General features: G+C 64.0%; 22 protein-coding genes and 3 tRNA genes. 17 read left to right on the plus strand and 8 right to left on the minus strand.

What is annotated here, in order from left to right:
- Positions 1–643: 643 nt before the first annotated feature.
- The 4 genes from JL811_RS08650 to JL811_RS08665 all read left to right on the plus strand — a co-directional run bounded on the left by JL811_RS08650 (position 644) and on the right by JL811_RS08665 (position 4,284).
- On the plus strand, positions 644–1,246 hold the full coding sequence (locus JL811_RS08650) for a hypothetical protein (protein WP_202688150.1): 603 nt from the start codon (positions 644–646) through the stop codon (positions 1,244–1,246).
- 323 nt (positions 1,247–1,569) lie between these two features.
- Positions 1,570–1,977, plus strand: a complete 408-nt coding sequence (locus JL811_RS08655) for a hypothetical protein (protein ID WP_202688151.1) — start codon at positions 1,570–1,572, stop codon at positions 1,975–1,977.
- Complete coding sequence (locus tag JL811_RS08660) at positions 1,958–3,832, plus strand: phage major capsid protein (protein ID WP_202688153.1); 1,875 nt, start codon at positions 1,958–1,960, stop codon at positions 3,830–3,832. The genes JL811_RS08655 and JL811_RS08660 overlap by 20 nt, the downstream gene beginning before the upstream one ends.
- Before the next feature lie 62 nt (positions 3,833–3,894).
- A complete protein-coding gene (locus JL811_RS08665) occupies positions 3,895–4,284 on the plus strand; it encodes a phage tail protein (protein WP_202688155.1) in 390 nt (129 codons plus the stop codon).
- 73 nt (positions 4,285–4,357) lie between these two features.
- Here the strand turns inward: JL811_RS08665 and JL811_RS08670 are convergent, their stop codons facing one another.
- Complete coding sequence (locus JL811_RS08670; protein WP_202688157.1) at positions 4,358–4,708, minus strand: hypothetical protein; 351 nt, start codon at positions 4,706–4,708, stop codon at positions 4,358–4,360.
- The gene (locus JL811_RS08675; RefSeq protein ID WP_202688159.1) at positions 4,701–5,249 is read right to left on the minus strand and encodes a hypothetical protein; all 549 of its coding nucleotides are present in this window, start codon (positions 5,247–5,249) and stop codon (positions 4,701–4,703) included. The genes JL811_RS08670 and JL811_RS08675 overlap by 8 nt, the downstream gene beginning before the upstream one ends.
- Before the next feature lie 142 nt (positions 5,250–5,391).
- Between JL811_RS08675 and JL811_RS08680 the strand changes: the two genes are divergently transcribed.
- From JL811_RS08680 to JL811_RS08690, 3 genes are all read left to right on the plus strand, one after another.
- Complete coding sequence (locus JL811_RS08680) at positions 5,392–5,634, plus strand: helix-turn-helix domain-containing protein (RefSeq protein ID WP_202688162.1); 243 nt, start codon at positions 5,392–5,394, stop codon at positions 5,632–5,634.
- 220 nt (positions 5,635–5,854) lie between these two features.
- Complete coding sequence (locus JL811_RS08685; RefSeq protein WP_202688532.1) at positions 5,855–6,103, plus strand: hypothetical protein; 249 nt, start codon at positions 5,855–5,857, stop codon at positions 6,101–6,103.
- A complete protein-coding gene (locus JL811_RS08690; protein ID WP_337924734.1) occupies positions 6,090–7,160 on the plus strand; it encodes a tyrosine-type recombinase/integrase in 1,071 nt (356 codons plus the stop codon). Before JL811_RS08685 ends, JL811_RS08690 begins: the two co-directional genes overlap by 14 nt.
- Positions 7,161–7,234: 74 nt before the next feature.
- On the opposite strand, the gene JL811_RS08695 is transcribed toward JL811_RS08690, so the two are convergent.
- Together JL811_RS08695 and JL811_RS08700 are read right to left on the minus strand one after the other, a co-directional pair.
- Positions 7,235–7,308 (minus strand) — tRNA-Cys (locus JL811_RS08695).
- A 74-nt stretch (positions 7,309–7,382) separates the two neighbouring features.
- Positions 7,383–7,598 carry a hypothetical protein gene (locus JL811_RS08700; RefSeq protein WP_202688165.1) on the minus strand — a complete coding sequence of 72 codons (216 nt, stop codon included), beginning with the start codon at positions 7,596–7,598 and terminating at the stop codon, positions 7,383–7,385.
- Positions 7,599–7,877: 279 nt separating this feature from the next.
- On the opposite strand from JL811_RS08700, the gene JL811_RS08705 reads away from it, so the two are divergent.
- From JL811_RS08705 to JL811_RS08725, 5 genes are all read left to right on the plus strand, one after another.
- Complete coding sequence (locus JL811_RS08705) at positions 7,878–8,855, plus strand: threonine ammonia-lyase (protein ID WP_202688167.1); 978 nt, start codon at positions 7,878–7,880, stop codon at positions 8,853–8,855.
- Between the two features lie 207 nt (positions 8,856–9,062).
- A tRNA-Ser gene (locus JL811_RS08710) sits at positions 9,063–9,152 on the plus strand.
- A 219-nt stretch (positions 9,153–9,371) separates the two neighbouring features.
- Positions 9,372–9,536: a hypothetical protein gene (locus tag JL811_RS08715; RefSeq protein WP_202688171.1), complete on the plus strand. Its 165-nt coding sequence runs from the start codon at positions 9,372–9,374 to the stop codon at positions 9,534–9,536.
- Between the two features lie 97 nt (positions 9,537–9,633).
- A complete protein-coding gene (locus JL811_RS08720; RefSeq protein ID WP_202688173.1) occupies positions 9,634–9,813 on the plus strand; it encodes a hypothetical protein in 180 nt (59 codons plus the stop codon).
- Positions 9,813–10,139, plus strand: coding sequence for a hypothetical protein (locus JL811_RS08725; protein ID WP_202688176.1), 327 nt, complete (start codon positions 9,813–9,815; stop codon positions 10,137–10,139). Before JL811_RS08720 ends, JL811_RS08725 begins: the two co-directional genes overlap by 1 nt.
- Before the next feature lie 149 nt (positions 10,140–10,288).
- Here the strand turns inward: JL811_RS08725 and JL811_RS08730 are convergent.
- The 4 genes from JL811_RS08730 to pdxH form a co-directional block, all read right to left on the minus strand.
- Positions 10,289–10,365: transfer RNA gene (locus JL811_RS08730), tRNA-Pro, on the minus strand.
- Positions 10,366–10,406: 41 nt separating this feature from the next.
- Entirely contained in the window at positions 10,407–10,883 is a 477-nt protein-coding gene (locus tag JL811_RS08735) for a DUF192 domain-containing protein (RefSeq protein WP_202688178.1), read from the minus strand.
- Positions 10,880–11,443 (minus strand): cold-shock protein, encoded by a 564-nt coding sequence (locus JL811_RS08740; protein ID WP_202688180.1) that lies wholly within the window; start codon positions 11,441–11,443, stop codon positions 10,880–10,882. The genes JL811_RS08735 and JL811_RS08740 overlap by 4 nt, the downstream gene beginning before the upstream one ends.
- Positions 11,444–11,557: 114 nt before the next feature.
- Positions 11,558–12,160, minus strand: coding sequence for a pyridoxamine 5'-phosphate oxidase (gene pdxH, locus JL811_RS08745; RefSeq protein WP_202688509.1), 603 nt, complete (start codon positions 12,158–12,160; stop codon positions 11,558–11,560).
- Between the two features lie 218 nt (positions 12,161–12,378).
- Between pdxH and fabI the strand changes: the two genes are divergently transcribed.
- The 5 genes from fabI to trpE all read left to right on the plus strand — a co-directional run bounded on the left by fabI (position 12,379) and on the right by trpE (position 18,705).
- Positions 12,379–13,200, plus strand: a complete 822-nt coding sequence (gene fabI, locus JL811_RS08750) for an enoyl-ACP reductase FabI (RefSeq protein WP_202688182.1) — start codon at positions 12,379–12,381, stop codon at positions 13,198–13,200.
- Positions 13,201–13,352: 152 nt separating this feature from the next.
- Positions 13,353–13,862 (plus strand): xanthine phosphoribosyltransferase, encoded by a 510-nt coding sequence (gene gpt, locus JL811_RS08755; RefSeq protein WP_202688184.1) that lies wholly within the window; start codon positions 13,353–13,355, stop codon positions 13,860–13,862.
- A gap of 141 nt (positions 13,863–14,003) precedes the next feature.
- Positions 14,004–15,191, plus strand: coding sequence for an aminotransferase (locus JL811_RS08760; protein WP_202688185.1), 1,188 nt, complete (start codon positions 14,004–14,006; stop codon positions 15,189–15,191).
- Positions 15,192–15,315: 124 nt separating this feature from the next.
- The gene (locus JL811_RS08765) at positions 15,316–17,181 is read left to right on the plus strand and encodes a SurA N-terminal domain-containing protein (RefSeq protein ID WP_202688187.1); all 1,866 of its coding nucleotides are present in this window, start codon (positions 15,316–15,318) and stop codon (positions 17,179–17,181) included.
- A gap of 12 nt (positions 17,182–17,193) precedes the next feature.
- Entirely contained in the window at positions 17,194–18,705 is a 1,512-nt protein-coding gene (trpE, locus tag JL811_RS08770) for an anthranilate synthase component I (RefSeq protein WP_202688189.1), read from the plus strand.
- Positions 18,706–18,785 lie beyond the last annotated feature (80 nt).

Here is an 18,785-nt window from a genome sequence, read left to right on the forward strand (position 1 = left end):
CTCAGGTCAGGCGGGCCGCGTCGTTTCGGGCGCTTGCCGCGCCGCCCGCGCCCCTCTCTGCCCCGCGCCCCCTGTTCCCACACATAAACCGATCTGCCCCGATCTTGGACCGGGGGAGGGGGAATAATGCCGCCCGGCATTCGCCGGGCGAAGAGGATGCGAGGGGGAAGCGGGGGCTTGCGGGGCAGCTTGGGGCAGGTGCTGCCCCGAGGGGGCGGGGTTTGGGGCAGGCTTGGGGCAGGAATTTTTCCGATCAAAGGCCGTTTTTCTCTTTTTTCTTATGATCTTAGTTATTCTTTGGGGCAGATAGGGCAGGTAAACTATACGCCGAACCTAAAAAACTCTGGGAAACAGGGGGTTTTATAGGTCCGACTATAGGGCTTTGCTGCCCCAACTGCCCCGATCTGCCGCAAGGCCATGAAGTGAAAGGGAAAAGGCCAGTTTGAATGCTGCCCTGCCGTTGCCCTGTGCTGGGGCAATGCTTGCCCCGAGGGGCTTCACCACAGGCCGGGGCGGGTGAAAAGCTGTGTGTTGCGTGGCGTGACCCTAACCGCGCGGTGCTGTTGCAGTCCGTTAAGTTGCACCTGTTGTCCTAACTGTGCCGCGACTTGAACCAGTCGCCAGAGGATAGGACGCCGAAGCGATGCAGACCGAAAAGCGCCACCCGATTGCCCATGCGCTGCACATCATCGGCACGGGGCGGACCACGCTCAACAATTACATCTATGGGCCGGGGGCCATCCTGTCCGCGATCTTTGGCGAGGCGGGCGAAAGCCTTGAGGATCACATCGGCCCCAACCGCGCGCCGGTCTGCGAAAATCAGCGGTGGCTGCGCCGCTTTCTGACGGACGAGGCGGTGGTGGTGCTGTCCATCGGCTTCCGGCTGATCCGCTACGGGGTCAAGGCTGAAGAGGCGTTCCGGTTGGGCTTCCGGTTCGCCTTCGGCACCGATGCGCCCGAGGGCCATCCGGTGCGCTGGTCTCCCCTCTATCCAGAGGGCGAAACCATCCTGATTATCAACTCCCCCAGCCCGATCACGGAAGACGCCGAGGGCCGCACGGCCTTTGCCTTTGTCGGTGATCGTTACCATGGCTCCATGGCAGAGGCCGCGCGACTGGCCGGGCATGAGGAAGACGGCGAGCCGCTGGTGGTGCTTAACCTCTCACACCTCTGCCGTTCGATAGCCATTTGGCTGGGCGAAGACCCGGCCACCTTCATGCGCCCGGCGGCGCAGGCGGCCGCGTGATGCTGGCCGCGTTCAATTCCTTTCGGGCGGGTTTGGAAGGCTTCCCGCCCGGATCAGTCGGCGCGGTTGGGGAAACCCGCGCTGGCACCTTGCGGGCAGGGAAGGCGGGGCAGGACCGTTCTTTGGTGGAAGAGCGACCCGCCTTCCCGTTCGCATCTTTGGACCCGGCACAAATCGCCCTGGACTCGCACCTGTCAGGCCCGTTTGGGTCCTTCCCCCATAAGCAACGTGGGGTAATTCGCGGCCACGTTACTTTGGGCAGTCTGAAGATTTTGCAGGGTGGGCTTTTGGGTTGGGGTTGTTGTTATGAAAGGGAAAATCGGATGCTGCGGCATGATGTGAACCACAAGACCCCGCCCGGATTTGTGGCGGTGGATTGGGCGGACGTGGTGGCGGCCTGTCTGGCCGTGCTGATCCGCGAATTGCATGGCCTCGGCCTGAAGCGCGAGCTTGCGCTGGCCGTGCTGCGCGATGCGGCCGACCGGATCGACGCCGCTCTGACCCGTGGGCCGCGCGCCCTTGTCCTTTACCGGCTGGACCGGAAGGCCCCGGTGGGCATTGTGTCCGATGACGACGCCCGCCTCGCCACCTTCACCGCCGAGGCCGAAGCCTCGGGTGCGGGTCTGATCGGGGTGAATCCCTATCGGGTCGCCGTGCTGGCCGCCAAGGCCAAGGCCGAGGGCTGCGCCACCGTGAAACAAGGAGGGCAGTATGACCGCGCGCTTCACTGACATGGGCGCGGGTGCCGGGGATGCGGCAACCCGCATCGGCGCGGCCGTGCTGGCCGAGGTGCAGGCCGAAGGGGGCGACGACCGCACCGTGGCGCTGTCGTTTTCCTCGGAAGCGCCGGTTCTGCGCGACTACAGCTTTGGCCCCGGCTGGGAAGTCCTCGGCCACCGGCCCCAAGAGGTGGACCTGTCGCGCATTGCGGCGGGCGCTGTTCCGCTTCTGAAGGACCACCGCCGCGACCTTGATTCCAAGGTGGGCACCGTTGCCCGCGCATGGATCGAAGGGGCGCGGGGGAAAGCCATTGTCACCTTCGCCGCCACACCCGAGGGCGAGGCCATGCTGGCCCGCGTTCGCGCGGCCGAGGTGCAAAGCGTGTCTGTCGGATACGCCGCCCATGCCTTTGAGGTGGTGGGCGATCTGGAAGGCGTCCCGGTGGTCCGCGTGACCGGCTGGGAATTGCTGGAAGTCTCTCTTGTCGCCACCCCTGCCGACCCTTCCGTGGGCATCGGCCGTTCGTTTACCCCCGCTCTGAAAGGATCTTCTATGACCACCCCGAACCCCGCCGCGCCGGTCAATCCGGCCCCTGTCGCCTCGGCCACGGCCGCGATGGAAGCCACCCGCGCCGAACGCCACCGCGTCCGCGAAATCGAAGCCACCGCCCGCCAGATGAATATGCCCGGCGACATGCTGGCCGCCGCCATCGAAGACGGCACCACGCTGGCCGATTTCCAGCGCCAAGCCCTTGACTTCATCGGGTCCGACACGGCCACCGCCACGCGCCAGCGCATGTTTGCCCCGGCGATCCGTCGGGGTGGCGAACGGGAATACAGCCTGACCCGCGCCATTGCGGCCGAACTGTCGGGCAACTGGTCGGACGCGGGCTTCGAGCGTGAAGTGGCGCAGGAAACCACCCGTGCCGTGGGCAAGTCTGCCTCGGGCTTCTATGTGCCCCCGGCCGTTCTGGGTCGCGCCGTCATCACCACGGCCACTGCCCCGGCGCTGATCGGCACCGATCACATGGCCTCGGCCTTCATCGACGCACTGCGCCCGGAGGTGGCCGTGATGGGCCTCGGGGCCACGGTTCTGCCGGGTCTGGTGGAAAACGTGGCAATCCCGCGCATGGTGTCTGGCACGGCCGCCGAATGGATCGGGGAAGACGCCGCCGCGTCCGAATCCTCGCCCGTCTTCGACAGCGTTCCGCTGACCCTGAAGCAACTGTCGGCCCGCAGTCAGCTTTCGCGGCGGCAACTGAAGCAGTCCCTGCCGGGGCTGGACGTGCTGTTGCGCAATGACCTGCGCCGGTCCATCGGTATCGAACTGGACCGGGCGGCAATCTCGGGCGCGGGTAGCGCCACCGTGCCGCGCGGCATCCTGAATACCGTGGGCATCGGATCGGTGGCAGTCGGTGCAAACGGCGGGGTCCCGCACTTCCCGTTCCTGACCCGCCTCATGGCCGAGGTGGAAGCCGAGAATGTGGCGGGCACGTCCTATGGCTGGCTGACCAACCATTTCGTGAAGGGCACCCTGCTTTCCACCCAGACGGCGGACGGCGCGCAACAGATGATCCTTCAGCGCAACGGCACCGACTGGACCATCGCGGGTTACAAGGCGGCCTTCAGCAACCTTGTGCCTGCCACCGGAACCAAGGGCACCGGCACCGACCTGTCCACCCTGATCTTCGGCAACTGGTCTGACCTGCTGATCGGCCAATGGGGCGGCATCGACATTGTGGTCGATGACGCGACCGAAGCCGCCAAGGGCAACGTGCGGATCATCGCCCATTCGGAATGGGACATTGCCGTGCGGCACCCGCAGTCCTTCGCAGCCATCACCGATGCCGTGACCGTCGCAGGCTGATCCTGCGGCACCGGCCCGCCCCCCTCGGGGCGGGCTTTCCTCAAAATCGGAAAGGGCCAGATATGGCAATCATTCACGGGAAGGACGGGGTGGTGAAGATCGGCACGGCCGATTTTGCCCACGTCCAAAGCTGGAATCTGGACGTGACGGCCGATGTGGCCGAAGCCTACAGCATGGGCGAAGAGTGGAAGGACGCCGGGGTTGGCGTCAAGGGCTGGTCGGGGTCGCTGGAATGCTACTATGACCCGGCGGACACAACGCAAAGCGGCCTCGATGTGGGCGACGTGGTGGCGCTGAACCTCTATCCCGGCGGGGATGCGACCGGGGCGCGCTACTTCAGCGGAAACGCGGTGGTGTCTGGGGTGCCCCTGTCGGGGGCCAAGGACGGATGGGTATCCGTCACCTTCAACTTCACCGGCAAGGGCGCGCTGGCCTCGGCCACCGCCCTGTGACGGCCGCCCCCCGGCCTCTCTGCCCCTTTCGTGGATCGGGGCAGGACGGGGCGAAAGGGGGGCGCGGCTGCCTTCACATGGGCGCGGGGATAAGCACTTCAGGGCGGCCGCCATGCGGCCGCTTTGTCATTTCTAGCCTCGGCCGTTCCGGCCGCAGGGCGCGGCTTTCCAAGGCCAGCATGGCGCGGGCTTGGGCAAGCTGGCCGGTGGCCCAGCCGATGCCCTGCCGGGTCACGATATAGCGCCCCGGTGCCAACGGGTGAATGAAGCCCTGCCGCAGCGCCATGCCCACGGCCATGTCGAGGCCGAATTGGTCAAGCCCGGCCGCATGGGCCAAGGGCACCTCCGGGGCGTCCTGCACGGCCGCCACCGCGCACAGGAAGTCCAGAAGGTTCCGGTTGCGAAAGCCCCGCCGCTCACGCATCAAGCCGCCCCGCCTCTTCGCGCTTCTCTGCCTCGGCCCCATGGCCGGGGATTACGCCGCCCCATGCCGTCAAGCGCCAGATGCGCTCGCGGTGGGTCCGGGCGGCCTGCGCGGGCATCACCTCGGCCCGGCCGAGGCGCAACAGGGTAACGGCCGTGCGCAGGCGCGACATGGCCCCGCCGTTGCGGGTGGTGGATGGATCGGCGGCAAGTTGGACGAAGACCTGTTCCGGGTCTTCGATATTGACCGCGACTGTCAGCATTCCCCGCGCCGCGCATTCCTGAAGCCCAGCCCAGATGCCCGCCGGGGTAAGGTTGTATTCTTCCCCGGCCGAGGCAAGGTCTATCCACGCGGAAAGCTGTTGCAAGTCTTCGATACGTTCGCGGGCGCAAAGGCTGTCCATCGCGTCCGAGAAGTCCACTGACAGGGCGAATAGCCCGGCGGCCGTGTATTCGTTCAAGCTGATCTGCCTGCCGTCCGAACGGGCAAGGCGGGCCTGCATGGCCGAGTAGGCGCTGCGGTCAAACTGAAGCATTTCCATGTGTCACCTTTCTGCGTTGCGCATAGCTTTGCCGGGGCCGAAAAGCAGGGGCTTTCGGTGTTGTTGTGGTTCCCGATTTGGGCTATCAATGTTTTTCGTTGATAGACTCGCGGCCTCTTGCCGTCAATGAAAAACGTTGATTATGACCCCAGCACAATCCCGAGCCGCGCGCGGCCTTCTTTCGATGACACAAACCGGGCTGGCGAAGGCCGCCGGGCTGGGGCAGTCAACGGTAATTGACTTCGAGAAAGAGCGGCGAACTGTTTCAGATCAAGCGGTTGCCGCGATCCGCGCGGCGCTGGAAGCCGCTGGGGTGGTGTTTATCCCCGAGAATGGTGGGGGTGCCGGGGTGCGCTTGGCCAAGCCCGGTGGCGCGGGCGCTTAGCAGGCTTTCCCTAACACTACCCTAACGAAAACCCGCCGCGCGCTGCAAATCTGACCCGATTTCCTTAACCGCACCTTGCCGCCTTGCCTTGCATTTTAGGCACATCAAGACGTTTGCAGGCAGGTAAGTGACATGCGGAAGGCGGCACAACGGCAATCGACATTTCTTTTGCACGATGCTGCACTACCCGAGGCCACCCCTGCGTCGGAGGTGAAAGAACATGCCTGAATTGATTTCTGCCGAAGACCTTGCGCGCCAGATGCTGTTTTCCGGCGTCAACGGGGCTTTCCGCGACTGGTGCGCCCTCATGCGCATTCATCCGGTGCCTGGACGGCGCGGTGTCTATGACCCGGCGCTTGTGCGGCGCAGATTGGATGAAGCGCAAGGGCTGTTGCAAGGCGAGGGCGCGGCCTCGGCCATGGGCGCGGGTCTGGTTGCCCAGAGAAGGGCGCGCCGTGGTGCAGCGTAAGCGCCAGCGCCTTCCGGCCGAGATTAACCGGGTCCGGGCCAAGCTGGCGGACGGATCGGTGAAGTATTACTTCTACCTGCGCGGCCGTAAGGATGCGCGGTTCTGGACCGATGCCCACCCCAACCCGACCGATCCGGCCTTCTTCGCCGCCTATGTCGAAGCCCAGAAGCTGGGCTTGCCAAAGGGCGGCAACCTGACGCCCGCGATGGTGGACGCCTATCTGTCTTCAGCAGAGTTTAAGAGCAAGCGCCCGAGGACGCAGCTTGACTACCGCACATGGGCGCTGCGCTTCGCTGAAGAGTTCAAGAACGACCCCGCCGCATTGTTTGAAGAACCGGCTTCGCGGGGCGAGGTGAATGAATGGCGGCAAAAGTGGTCCTATTCGGCCAAGCAATTTGACTATGCCGGAACCGTGGTCACGATCATTCTGAATTGGGCGCGGGATGCTGGCAAAATCCGCGAACACCATTGCGACCGACTGCCCAAGGCATACAAGGCCGACCGGGCCGAGGTGGTCTGGACGCAAGATGACATTGCCGCCTTCACCGCCAAAGCGCCAGCATGGGCGGCGCGCATCCTGTTGACCGCCTGCGAAACCGGCCTTCGCCCCGGCGACCTGATCCGCCTGTCGCGCAGCCATATCGAAGACACGCCCGCCGGGCGGCGCATTCGGATCAAGACCAACAAGCGAGGGCAGGTGGCCCATATCCCGGTCTTGCCGCGAATGGCCGCGGTGATTGACGCAACCCCGAAGGACCAACTGCTGATCCTGTTGAACGTCAACGGCCGCCCGCTGACCGAAAGCCGCGCTTCGCAGGTGGTGCGGGAATGGCGCGACAAGGCGGGCCTGTCCGAGACGCTGCGCCTTCAGGATGCGCGCGGCACAGCCGCCACGCGCCTGTTGAATGCGGGCCTGACCCTTGCGCAGATTGCGTCCTTCATGGGCTGGGGGTTGCGCCATGCGCAGAACGTCATTGAACACTACGCGCGCATAGCGCCCGGCGAATCCGACACGGTTCTGGCGGCCCTGACCGCTGCGAAACGGGGTGGAGCGTGAACAGATTTGCAAAACGTCTTGCAAAATGCCCGCCCGAAGGCGTGAAGTTTTCCGGCTAAGTCATTGGAAAGATTTGGAGGCGGGTACCGGAATCGAACCGGTCTTCACGGATTTGCAATCCGCTGCATACCCAGCCTGCCCACCCGCCTTCTGGCTGCATCCATTAGGTTTTTCCCGGACGGGGGTCAAGCGCTTATCGCGAGCTGCCCGGTCAAGACCCGTTCAGGCATCCTGCGGCTGCCCGACGGGTTCGGCGCGTTCTGCCGTCAGAAAATGCCGCAGCGCCACGGTCAGGCCAAGCCGCCACATCCCACCCGGAATATAGAGCGCGAAGGCCGCGATGATCAAAGGGCTTGGCAGGATGGCTGCGGTGACGTCCAGAACTCCGCCGGTGGTTCCGGAAAGCGGATCGAAGGCGATCACGACCCATCCTTTCATCCGCGCGTTGCTGGGCCCGGTGAAACGGCTTTTTCGGCAGGCTGTGAATTTTTACAAATTGAGGATACAGGCTGATTGTCGCACCGGATAAGCCGAATCCTGCCTGCAGCGGATCGCGACTGATTTTGCGACGGGCCGGTGGCCCCGCGTCGGGGCGGGCCGCGTCCCGGACTCGCCGGGGTGATTCCCGCTTCGGTCCCTGCCCCTGATCCGCGCTTACCCTTCCCCCCGCGGTACGGCGCGCTATAAGGGCGTTGCAACCATGCAGGAGCCGCCGAAATGACCAGTATCGCCATGATCGAAGCCGCAGCAGGCCGCGCGGCTGACCGGGTGCGGCGGACGCCGCTGCTGTCCTCTCCCTTTCTGGATGACATCGCCGGGCGGCGCCTTTTCGTGAAAGCCGAGGCGCTGCAGCATACCGGATCGTTCAAGTTCCGCGGCGCGTGGTCGGCGATTTCGGCGCTGTCGCCCGAGATCCGGGCCCGGGGCGTCATCGCCTTTTCTTCGGGCAATCATGCGCAGGGCGTGGCCCATGCCGCAGCCTTGCACGGCATTTCCTCGGTCATCATCATGCCCGAGGACGCACCGCGCATGAAAATCGACAATACCGCCGCCCTTGGGGCCGAAGTCGTGCTTTATGACCGTGCCGGGGGTGAGGACCGCGATGCGATCGGCGCGCGCCTTTCGGCGGAACGGGGGCTGACGCTGATCAAGCCGTTCGACAATGCCGAGGTGATTGCCGGTCAGGGCACGACCGGACTGGAGATCGCCGAACAGGCCACCGCCAAAGGGGTGACACAGGCCGATGTTCTGGTCTGCTGTGGCGGTGGTGGGCTGACCTCGGGCATCGCGCTGGCGCTGGAGGCGCGCGCCCCCGGTCTGCGTCCCCGCCCCTGTGAGCCGGAAGGGTTTGACGATGTCACCCGCAGCCTTGCCGCCGGAGCGCGCGCGACCAATCCCAGCCCGACGGGGTCGATCTGCGATGCGATCCTGACGCCTTCACCGGGGGAACTGACCCTGCCGGTGATGCAGCGGCTTTGCGGCCCCGGACTGGTGGTCAGCGATGACGAGGCGCTGGAGGCGATGGCGCTGGCCTGGTCGCGCCTGAAACTGGTGCTGGAACCGGGGGGCGCGGTTGCGCTGGCGGCGGCCTTGTTCCGCCATGAGACCATCACGGGCGATGCGGTCATCGCCGTGGCCTCGGGCGGCAATGTCGATGCGTCGGTCTTTGCCCGCGCGCTTGCGCGTCTGGGCTAAGGCCGGTCCGCGCGCAGGCTTGCACTTGTCGCATCACCGTGTCCGTAGCTGAACCTCCCAAAAGGCCCCGGTCATCGGCGATTGCCAGAGATGGCCGCGGGTTTCCCTGACCATCCTGCCGGGCAAAGGCGCGATCCTGCGAATTCCGCAGTTTGCGGGTTTTCCCTCTTGTCTCCCGCCAACCTCTAGCGATAAGAACGCCGCGTTGGACAGTTGGCCGAGTGGTCGAAGGCGCACGCCTGGAAAGTGTGTAGGCGGGGAACCGTCTCGAGGGTTCGAATCCCTCACTGTCCGCCAACCACCATCCCATATGATATTGATTTTACTCATTAAAATCCCCAGATGCTCAGCCTGAACAGCCGCTGTCACGTGATTTGATGCACATAATGACACACAGTCCGCCACACTGTGTCCTGATGTAATCGAATGACTGTGGGCAAATATCGCGATGACGATTCAAAAGCGCGGACAGACCTTCTATCTCAGAAAACGGGTTGCCGGTAGTTTGATATCCCGGTGTCGCGGTTCTCGACGCTGAGCCATTCGGAGATCCAGCCGACGCTGGGAATCTGGCAGAATCAGAAATGGGATATCAACTGGTTGCCGGGCATGGATGCGCCGGGCGATCCGATCACTGTGGGCGACAAGATCCGCGCGCTGGTCGAAGCGAAGATGCGATGATCTCGCTTGTAATAGCATTGGAAGCGATCACCATGCTCGGCGTGATCTACGTCATCTGGGCGCTGTGCATCATCATGTTCAGCCGGGATGGGCTGTAATGCTCTGGCGGCTGGCCCCTTATGCTTTGGTCCTCGGGCTGGCAGTCGCCGGATGGTGGCACGGCTATTCGACCGGCCGGGATGCTAAACGCTGGGACCAGCTGCGCACGATCGAGGCGCTTGAGCATGATCTCGAACGGGTCAGCGCAGCAAAGCGCAGCCGAGCAGCTCAGACCTGATGACCACGGCGGTTTTCAGCAGACGTCAAGGGCTGGAAGAGAATGGGTTGCTCACGGCCCTGATCGTGAACGGCCATGTCACTGCCGAGCTTTTGCGTAATCCCAAGAACAACCGCTGGAGCTGCTACATCTCAACCGAAGCGGCACAGTCCTTCAGTCGGCGCTTCATGACCTCAAAAATGATCGGGAGCGCCTACGACATGCCTTGGCGTGATGTTCGGAAGCGAATGAACGACGCAGGAATCGCCTCTTTCACGCCAGACGGGAAAGATTACGGCCTGCTTCACCTCCGCGCAGATGTCGAAGGCGTGCTGGGAAAGTGCTGATTGCGCCCAGACGGCCATGAATCTTCCAGCGCAGGCTTGGTCTATGTCATCATAATATAAGCAATTGAAAACCAGCACTCAATCATCTGACGAAAAACGGACAGTGTGCAATCCGGAAAAGGCACGGTGTGCCTGACACCGAAAGATGATGGTCGGGGCGAGAAGATTCGAACTTCCGACCTACGGTACCCAAAACCGTCGCGCTACCAGGCTGCGCTACGCCCCGACTGCGCCTCTCCTATCCAACTGCGGCGGGATTGAAAAGCCTCAACCGTCGTTGCAGGGCGCGGCAGCGGTCGCCGGATCAAAGGCCGGATGGCGCAGCGCCGCACCGGGGCCGATGCCCATGCGGCGGGCCAGACCGCCATTGATTTCCAGAACCGCCAGAACGCCGTCGCCGCCATCAATGCCGGTCTCGTCATGCGGCACGGCATTGGAATGGACATGGGTCACAAGGCCGGTGGCGTCGGCAAAGATCATGTCAAGCGGGATCAGCGTATTCTTCATCCAGAACACCGCCCGCTGCGGTGACTCATAGATGAACAGCATGCCGCGCGATTTCGGCATGCTTTCGCGGAACATCAGCCCCTGCGCGCGGCTTTGCGGTGTATCGGCCAGTTCAACCGAAAATCGCGCAGACCCGCCGCCCGCAAGCCGGACCTCCACCTGCCCCGGTGCGCAATCGGCAAGTGCGGCCGAGGCGCCAAGACAGAAGGCAAGCACAGCGCCGGCGGCAGATCTCATGTACCGCTCCGGGCCTCGTCATCCTGTTGCGCGGCCTCGACACGGGCCGCCTCCCAGGACAGGACCTGCGCTGCCATGCGGCCCCGCTTGCCCTCGATAATGCGCAGCCCCACGGCCTCACCGGCGGCCAGATCGGCAAAGCCCGACATGCGCAGCACCTCGATATGGACAAACACATCCTCGGACCGGCCAAAGACATTGGCAAAGCCGAAGCCCTTGGCCTTGTCGAACCATTTCACCCGGGCAGGCTCGATCGTCAGGCGTTCAATTTCGTCGGGGGTCGCGATCGCGCCCTCTTCGGACATGGGGAAAGGCTGCACGGGTGGCGGGTCTATGCTGACCACCTCCACCGCCTGCACACCACGCTGGGTTCGCTGCACACGAACACAGATGCCCGCACCATCGGCGACGGTGCTTTGCCCGAAGTTCCGCAGGACATTCGCATGCAGAAGGATATCACTGTCAGTTCCGTCGGCGACGACGAACCCGAACCCTTTCACCGCATCAAACCACTTTACCCGGCCCCGCACTTCCGGCGGGACCTTGTCATCTTCTTCCATCAAGAGCCATTTCCCCAGTCAAGCCCATTGCCAAACCTGCTGCGACCCACGGAAGTGGATCAAGCCTGAACCTACACGGAAACTGCACAACCCGTGTGCATCTGCGCACATAAGTCACGGATTTAACCGAACAACCGACCAACCAAACTCCGATATGGTCCTTGTCCAGCGAAACCGGTCATGCAACCGGAAAGCACCATCCGCCCAAAACTCTATCTCGTCCGGAATGATCCGTATACCCCCCCAATTCAGGGGGCGCTCGGGGTTCATCCCATGCACTGCCGCCATGCGTGCGGCCTCGGCCATCAGCGCAGTGCGAGAGGCCAGCGGCTCCGACTGCCGCGAGGCCCAGGCCCCCAGACGGCTGTCCAGCGCGCGGCTTTGGAAATAGGCATCCGACATTGCGTCCTCAACCTTTTCGGTCCTGCCCCGCACACGGATCTGACGGCGCAACGATTTCCAGTGCATCACGAAAGCCGCCTTACCAGAGGCCTCGATCTGCTGGCCCTTGCGGGACCGGAAATTCGTGTAAAAGACGAAACCACCGGCCTCGATCTCTTTAAGCAGCACCATCCGGACATCCGGCAGCCCGTCCTCATCCACCGTCGCAAGCGCGATGGCATTGGGGTCATTGGGTTCGGTCCGCCCGGCATCAGCCAGCCAGGCCTTCGCAATCGCGAAAGGGTCCTGCCCTGCAAAAATCCCGGTCCGGTCCAATATCATTCCCCTGCTCTGGCAGATTGTTCCGCTTCGCACCGGAAGGGATGGAAACCCGCCCAGATTGCACGCGGCCCATTTGGTAGACCGATGCCCGGCGGCGCGCAAGTCCCCGGGCCGGAATGGACCCGTTTTCCGCAGGCAAGCGCGCGCCCTTGATGCCTGTGACCAATTCGCCTATTGCTCCGCTCTAGGGTGGCAGGACAGGGGGCAAGGGCATGTCGGCGGGTCTGATGGCGGGCAAGCGGGGTCTTATCATGGGCCTTGCGAATGACAAATCCATCGCATGGGGCATTGCGCAGGCCTGTGCCGAACAGGGCGCAACGCTGGCCTTCTCCTATCAGGGGGAACAGCTGAAAAAGCGGGTTGAACCGCTGGCCGCCTCGATCGGGGCGACCGAAATGATCGAATGCGATGTCACTGACGAGTCCTCGCTCGATGCGCTTTTTGCCCATCTGGAAAAGATATGGGGGGCGGTTGATTTCGTCGTCCATGCCATCGGATTTTCCGATAAATCCGAATTGCGCGGCCGCTATGTCGAGACCTCGCGGCAGAATTTCCTGATGTCGATGGATGTCTCAGTCTACAGTTTCACCGCCGTATGCCAACGCGCCTGCAGAATGATGCCGCCCGGCGGCTCGCTTCTGACGCTGACCTATTACGGCGCGGAGAAGGTCATGCCGCATTACAATGTCATGGGGCTTTGCAAGGCGGCGCTGGAGGCTTCGGTCAAATACATTGCCGAGGATCTGGGCAAGGACGGCATCCGCGTCAATGCAATCTCGGCCGGGCCGATCAAGACGCTGGCCGCATCCGGCATCGGCGATTTCCGCTATATCATGAAATGGAATGAGCTGAATTCGCCCCTGCGGCGCAATGTGACGCAGGAAGAGGTGGGCAAGGCCGCCCTGTTTCTGCTGTCTGATCTGGGGTCCGGCACCACGGGCGAAAACCTGCATGTCGATGCCGGATATCATGTTGTCGGCATGAAGGCGGTGGATGCGCCCGATATCGACGTCGTGACCGGACGCAAGGACTGATCGCCCCGCCTGCCGGAGACAGAATTCCATGATCCGCCGCCCCCTTTCATATTGGCTGAAATACCTCGGGGGTGCGGGGGCTGGCCCCCGCTGTCCCCGCGCCACAGCCTGCCGTCCCTTGCCTGCCGTCCGTCAGCACAGAGGAGCCTGAAATGACCGACCGCCTGCCGCATGAAAAAGGCTTCCACGTTTCATGGGACCAGATCCACCGGGATTCCCGGGCGCTGGCCTGGAGGCTGGACGGCAAGGGCCCCGAAGAAGGCGGCCAGTGGCGCGCGGTTGTGGGCATCACCCGGGGGGGGCTGGTTCCGGCGGCAGTCGTGGCGCGCGAACTGGATATCCGCGTGATCGACACGATCTCGGTCAAATCCTATTCGCATCAGAAACAGGGCGAGGCCCATGTCATCAAGGCCCCGCAGGCCGGGCTGATGGGCGATGGGGAAGGCATCCTGATCGTCGATGACCTTGTGGACAGTGGCAAGACGCTGGAACTGGTGCGCAAACTTTATCCCAAGGCGCATTTCGCGACCGTCTATGCCAAACCTTCGGGCAAGCCCCAGGTCGATACCTGGATCACCGAGGTCAGTCAGGACACATGGATCTTCTTTCCCTGGGACATGGCGCTGCAATATGTACAACCCTATCGTGGCACGGACGAGTGAGCCCTTTTGACTGATCCCGCCGCCGGGGCGCACGGCCTGCCGCCGCGCCGCTGACCGGACCATCCGACCGGCCCATCTGACTGGCCCCCATCTGACTGGCCCAGAGGCCCCCCGAAGGCCCAGACCGACAGGAAACTCACAATGCTGCATCCGCTCAACCCCGCCATGGCCGCGACCGAACCGCCCCCCGTGATGGAGGCACGCCGCTGGCTGGACGGGGTGAGCTTTCCACCCGAGCGCCCGCTGCTGAATGTCAGTCAGGCCGCCCCGGTGCAGCCCCCGCCGCTGGGTCTGCGTCAGGCGCTGGCCGAGGCGGCGCTGAATGATGATGCCGCGCATCTTTACGGCCCCGTTCTGGGCCTTCCTGCATTGCGGGCCGAGATTGCGGTACAATGGTCTGCGGCCTATGGCGGCAGCATCGCCCCCGGGCAGGTCGCCATTACCCAGGGCTGCAATCAGGCCTTCACCTCGGTCATGTCCACCCTTGCCGGTGCGGGCGATGAGGTGATCCTGCCGACGCCCTGGTATTTCAATCACAAAATGTGGCTGGACATGCAGGGCGTGCGCACGGTGCCGCTGGCCTGTGGCGCAGGGCTGATCCCAGACCCGGAGGCGGCCGCCGCACTGATCACGCCCAGAACCCGGGCCATCGTGCTGGTCTCTCCCAACAATCCCGGCGGCGCGGAATATCCGGCCGAGGTGCTGCGCGCCTTTCTGGATCTGGCCCGCGCCCGGGGGCTGACGCTGATTGTCGATGAAACCTATCGCGATTTCGACAGCCGTCATTCGCTGCTGCAGGGGGGCCGTCCGCATGATCTGTTCGCCGATCCCGACTGGTCCGACACGCTGGTGCATCTTTACAGCTTTTCCAAGGCTTACCGGCTGACCGGGCACCGGGTCGGGGCGATCATCGCCGACCGCGCCCGACTGGCCGAGGTTGAGAAGTTTCTCGATACGGTCGCGATCTGCCCGTCGCAACTGGGCCAGATCGCGGCCCTTTGGGGCATGCGCAACCTTGGCAGTTGGGTCGCGGGTGAACGCGATGAGATCCTGTCGCGCCGGGCCGCCATGGTCGCGGGCTTCGATCAGCTTGAAGGCTGGAGCCTGATGGGCTGCGGTGCCTATTTCGCCTATGTTGCCCATCCTTTCGCGGCCTCGTCGCATGATCTGGCCCGCCGTCTGGTATCCGAGGCGGGGATCCTGCTGCTTCCGGGCACGATGTTCCGCCCCGAGGGTGAGGGCCGGTCGGAATTCCGCATCGCCTTTGCCAATGTCGATGCGTCTGGCATTGCGGAACTCTTCCGCCGTCTTGCGGCCTTTCGCCACTGATCGTCACGCAGATCGGGCGGGTGCTGCGGCCCTGCCCCATCTTGCCCCCCGGCCCCCAAGGCCCTAGAGATGCCCAACAGGGCCCCGACAGGCCACAGAGCAGGTCAATCCGAAAGGCAGGCAAATGGCAAAGCAACAAGAGGAAACCCGTCGCAAGAAGGGCAAAGGCACCTCTGTCGTGGTCTGGGTCCTGATGGCGATGCTCGTCCTTGGTCTGGGCGGTTTCGGGGTCACGAATTTCGGCGGCGGGCTGACGGCCATCGGCTCGGTCGGGGATCGCGACATCACCGTGAACGATTACGCCCGCGCGCTGCAGCAGGAAATCAACGCGCTGTCGGCGCAGACGGGCCAGCGCATCACGGTGCAGCAGGCGCAATCCTTCGGGCTGGACCGGCAGGTGCGTCAGCAACTGGTCAACACCGCAGCGCTGGACAATGAAAATGACCGCATCGGCGTGTCTGCAGGCGATGCCCGTGTCGCCGCCGAGATCACGCAGATGGAGTCGTTCCGCGGCACAGGCGGGCAGTTCGACCGCGAAACCTATCGCTTCATGCTGGAACGCAATGACCTGACCGAAACCGCCTTTGAAACCCGCCTGCGCGATGATCTGGCCCGCGCCCTGCTGCAAGGTGCTGTCGGTTCGGGCTTTGAGGCGCCACCCGCGCTGGTCTCGACGCTTTTCGCCCATGTCACCGAACGGCGCGGCTACAGCCTGCTGCAGCTGACCGATGCCGATCTGGGCGCGCCGATTCCGGCCCCGACGGATGAAGATCTGACTGCGTTCCATTCCGAAAACACCGAACGCTTCACCCGTCCCGAGGCGCGGCGCATCACCTATGCGACCCTGCTGCCCGACGATCTTGCCCCCGATATGGAGGTGGATGAGGACGTGCTGCGCCGGGTCTATGACGAACGGATTGATGAATTCGTCCAGCCCGAGCGCCGCCTTGTCGAACGGCTGGTCTATCCTACTGCCGAGGCGGCCGAGGCCGCATTCGCACGGCTTGAAACCGGCGCAACCTTTGAGGATCTGGTCGAGGCGCGCGGCGTCACGCTGGATGATATCGACCTTGGCGACGTGTCGCTGGCCGAACTGGGCCCCGCCGGTGAGGCCGTTTTCGCACTGACCGAACCCGGCGTGGTCGGTCCTTTCGAGTCGACGCTGGGCCCTGCGCTGTTTCGCATGAATGCGATCCTGTCAGCGCAGGAAGTCACCTTTGACGAGGCCCGCGACGATCTGACCGCCGAAGTCGCCACCGATTCCGCCCGGCGTGAGATCGACGCACGGATCGAGGATATCGACGACCGCCTTGCCGGTGGCGCCACGCTTGAGGATCTGGCCGCCGAGGCCGGCATGACACTGGATGTGATCGAGTTCCATGACGGATCCGATGCGCGGATCGCGGGCTATCCCGCCTTCCGTGAGGCCGCGCTTGCCGCGCAGGAGGGCGATTTCCCCGAAGTGGTCATTCTGGGCGACGGCGGCATCGTTGCGTTGCGTCTCGATGCGATCCTGCCCCCCGCCCCGATCCCGCTGGACGATATCCGCGATGAGGTGGCCGAGGCCTGGCGTCAGGCACAGCTTGCGGCGGCCCTGTCGGAAAAGGCCATCGCGGTTAAATCCGCCGTTGAAACCGGCGCTTCGCTGGGGGCTTACGGCATTGTCGATGTCACAGCTGCGGCAACCCGATCCACCCGCCCGGCCAATGCGCCGCAATCGGTGATCGCGACCCTGTTCACGATGGAAGAGCCGGGCCAGATCCGGGTCGTTGAGGCGGAGGGTTTCACCGCGCTGCTGCGGCTTGACAGCATCAGCGAAGGCGACACCGAAGGCGATGACGCCCTTGCCGTGCGCCGCATGATTGCCGTGCAGGCCGAGCAGGCACTGGCACAGGATGCTTTCTCGCTGTTCGTGAACGGGCTCAGCGATAATGCGGGGATCCGCTTTGATGATGCGGCGGTCAGCGCCGTGCATTCGCAATTCCAGTGACGGTCTGACAGGATGGCGCAGCTTACCCCCGATTTCGCGACCTTCGAAAAAGGCTGGGCCGAGGGGCGCAATCAGGTGGTCCATGCACGGATCGCCGCCGATCTGGACACGCCGGTCTCGCTGATGCTGAAACTCGGTGAGGCAGGCCGCGATACGTTCATGCTTGAATCCGTGACCGGTGGTGAGGTGCGGGGCCGCTATTCCGTGGTCGGGCTGAAGCCCGATCTGATCTGGCGCTGCCGGGGCCGCGCGGTCGAGATCAACCGCGAGGCCCGTTTCGACAGCATGGCCTTTCATCCCGCGGGCAGCGATCCGCTGGCCAGCCTGCGCGCGCTGATTGCCGAAAGCGCCATCGCGATGCCCGAGGATCTGCCCGCCATCGCCTCGGGCCTGTTCGGCTATCTCGGCTATGACATGATCCGGCTGGTTGAACATCTGCCGGATGTGAATCCCGATCCGCTGGACCTGCCCGATGCGGTGCTGATGCGGCCTTCGGTCGTCGCGGTGCTGGACGGGGCCAAGGGGGAGGTGACGGTGGTCGCCCCGGCATGGATCACCCCGGGCGTTTCGGCGCGCGCGGCCTATGCGCAGGCTGCCGAACGGGTGATGGATGCGCTGCGCGATCTGGACCGCGCCCCTCCTGCCCAGCGGGATTTCGGTGAGGCCTCCGCCCCCGGTGAGGCGGTGTCGAACTTCACAAGGGACGGCTACAAGGCGGCGGTCGACCGGGCCAAGGACTATATCCGCGCCGGGGACATCTTTCAGGTCGTGCCTTCGCAGCGCTGGAAACAGCGGTTCGAGCTGCCGCCCTTCGCGCTTTACCGGTCCCTGCGCCGCACCAATCCATCGCCTTTCATGTTCTTTTTCAATTTCGGCGGGTTTCAGGTCGTGGGCGCCAGCCCCGAAATTCTTGTCCGCCTGCGTGAGGGGGAGGTAACGATCCGCCCCATCGCGGGAACCCGCAAACGCGGCGCCACCCCGGAAGAGGACCGCGCCAATGAGGCCGATCTGCTGTCCGACCCCAAGGAACTGGCCGAGCATCTGATGCTGCTGGATCTGGGCCGCAATGATGTGGGCCGCGTGGCCAAGGTCGGCACGGTGCGCCCGACCGAGAAGTTCATCATCGAACGCTACAGCCATGTCATGCATATCGTCTCGAATGTCGTGGGCCAGATCCGTGACGGCGAAGATGCGCTTTCGGCCCTGCTGGCGGGCCTTCCCGCAGGCACGGTTTCCGGCGCGCCCAAGGTCCGCGCCATGCAGATCATTGATGAGCTGGAACCTGAAAAGCGCGGGGTCTATGGCGGTGGGGTCGGCTATTTCGCCGCCAATGGCGAGATGGATTTCTGCATCGCGCTGCGCACGGCGGTTCTTAAGGATGAAAATCTTTACATTCAGGCTGGGGGCGGCGTTGTCTATGACAGCGACCCCGAGGCCGAATTTCAGGAAACCGTCAACAAATCCAACGCTCTGCGCAAGGCGGCCGAGGATGCGGGACTGTTTGCACGACGCGGCAATTCCTGATCAGCCCGCCGCTTTCATCTTGGCCGAAATACCTCGGGGGGTAAGGGGCCAGCGGCCCCTAGCGGGGCAGCGCCCCCCCT

Origin of the sequence: Szabonella alba (genome assembly GCF_016765775.1) — a bacterium.
Lineage (GTDB): Bacteria > Pseudomonadota > Alphaproteobacteria > Rhodobacterales > Rhodobacteraceae > Szabonella > Szabonella alba.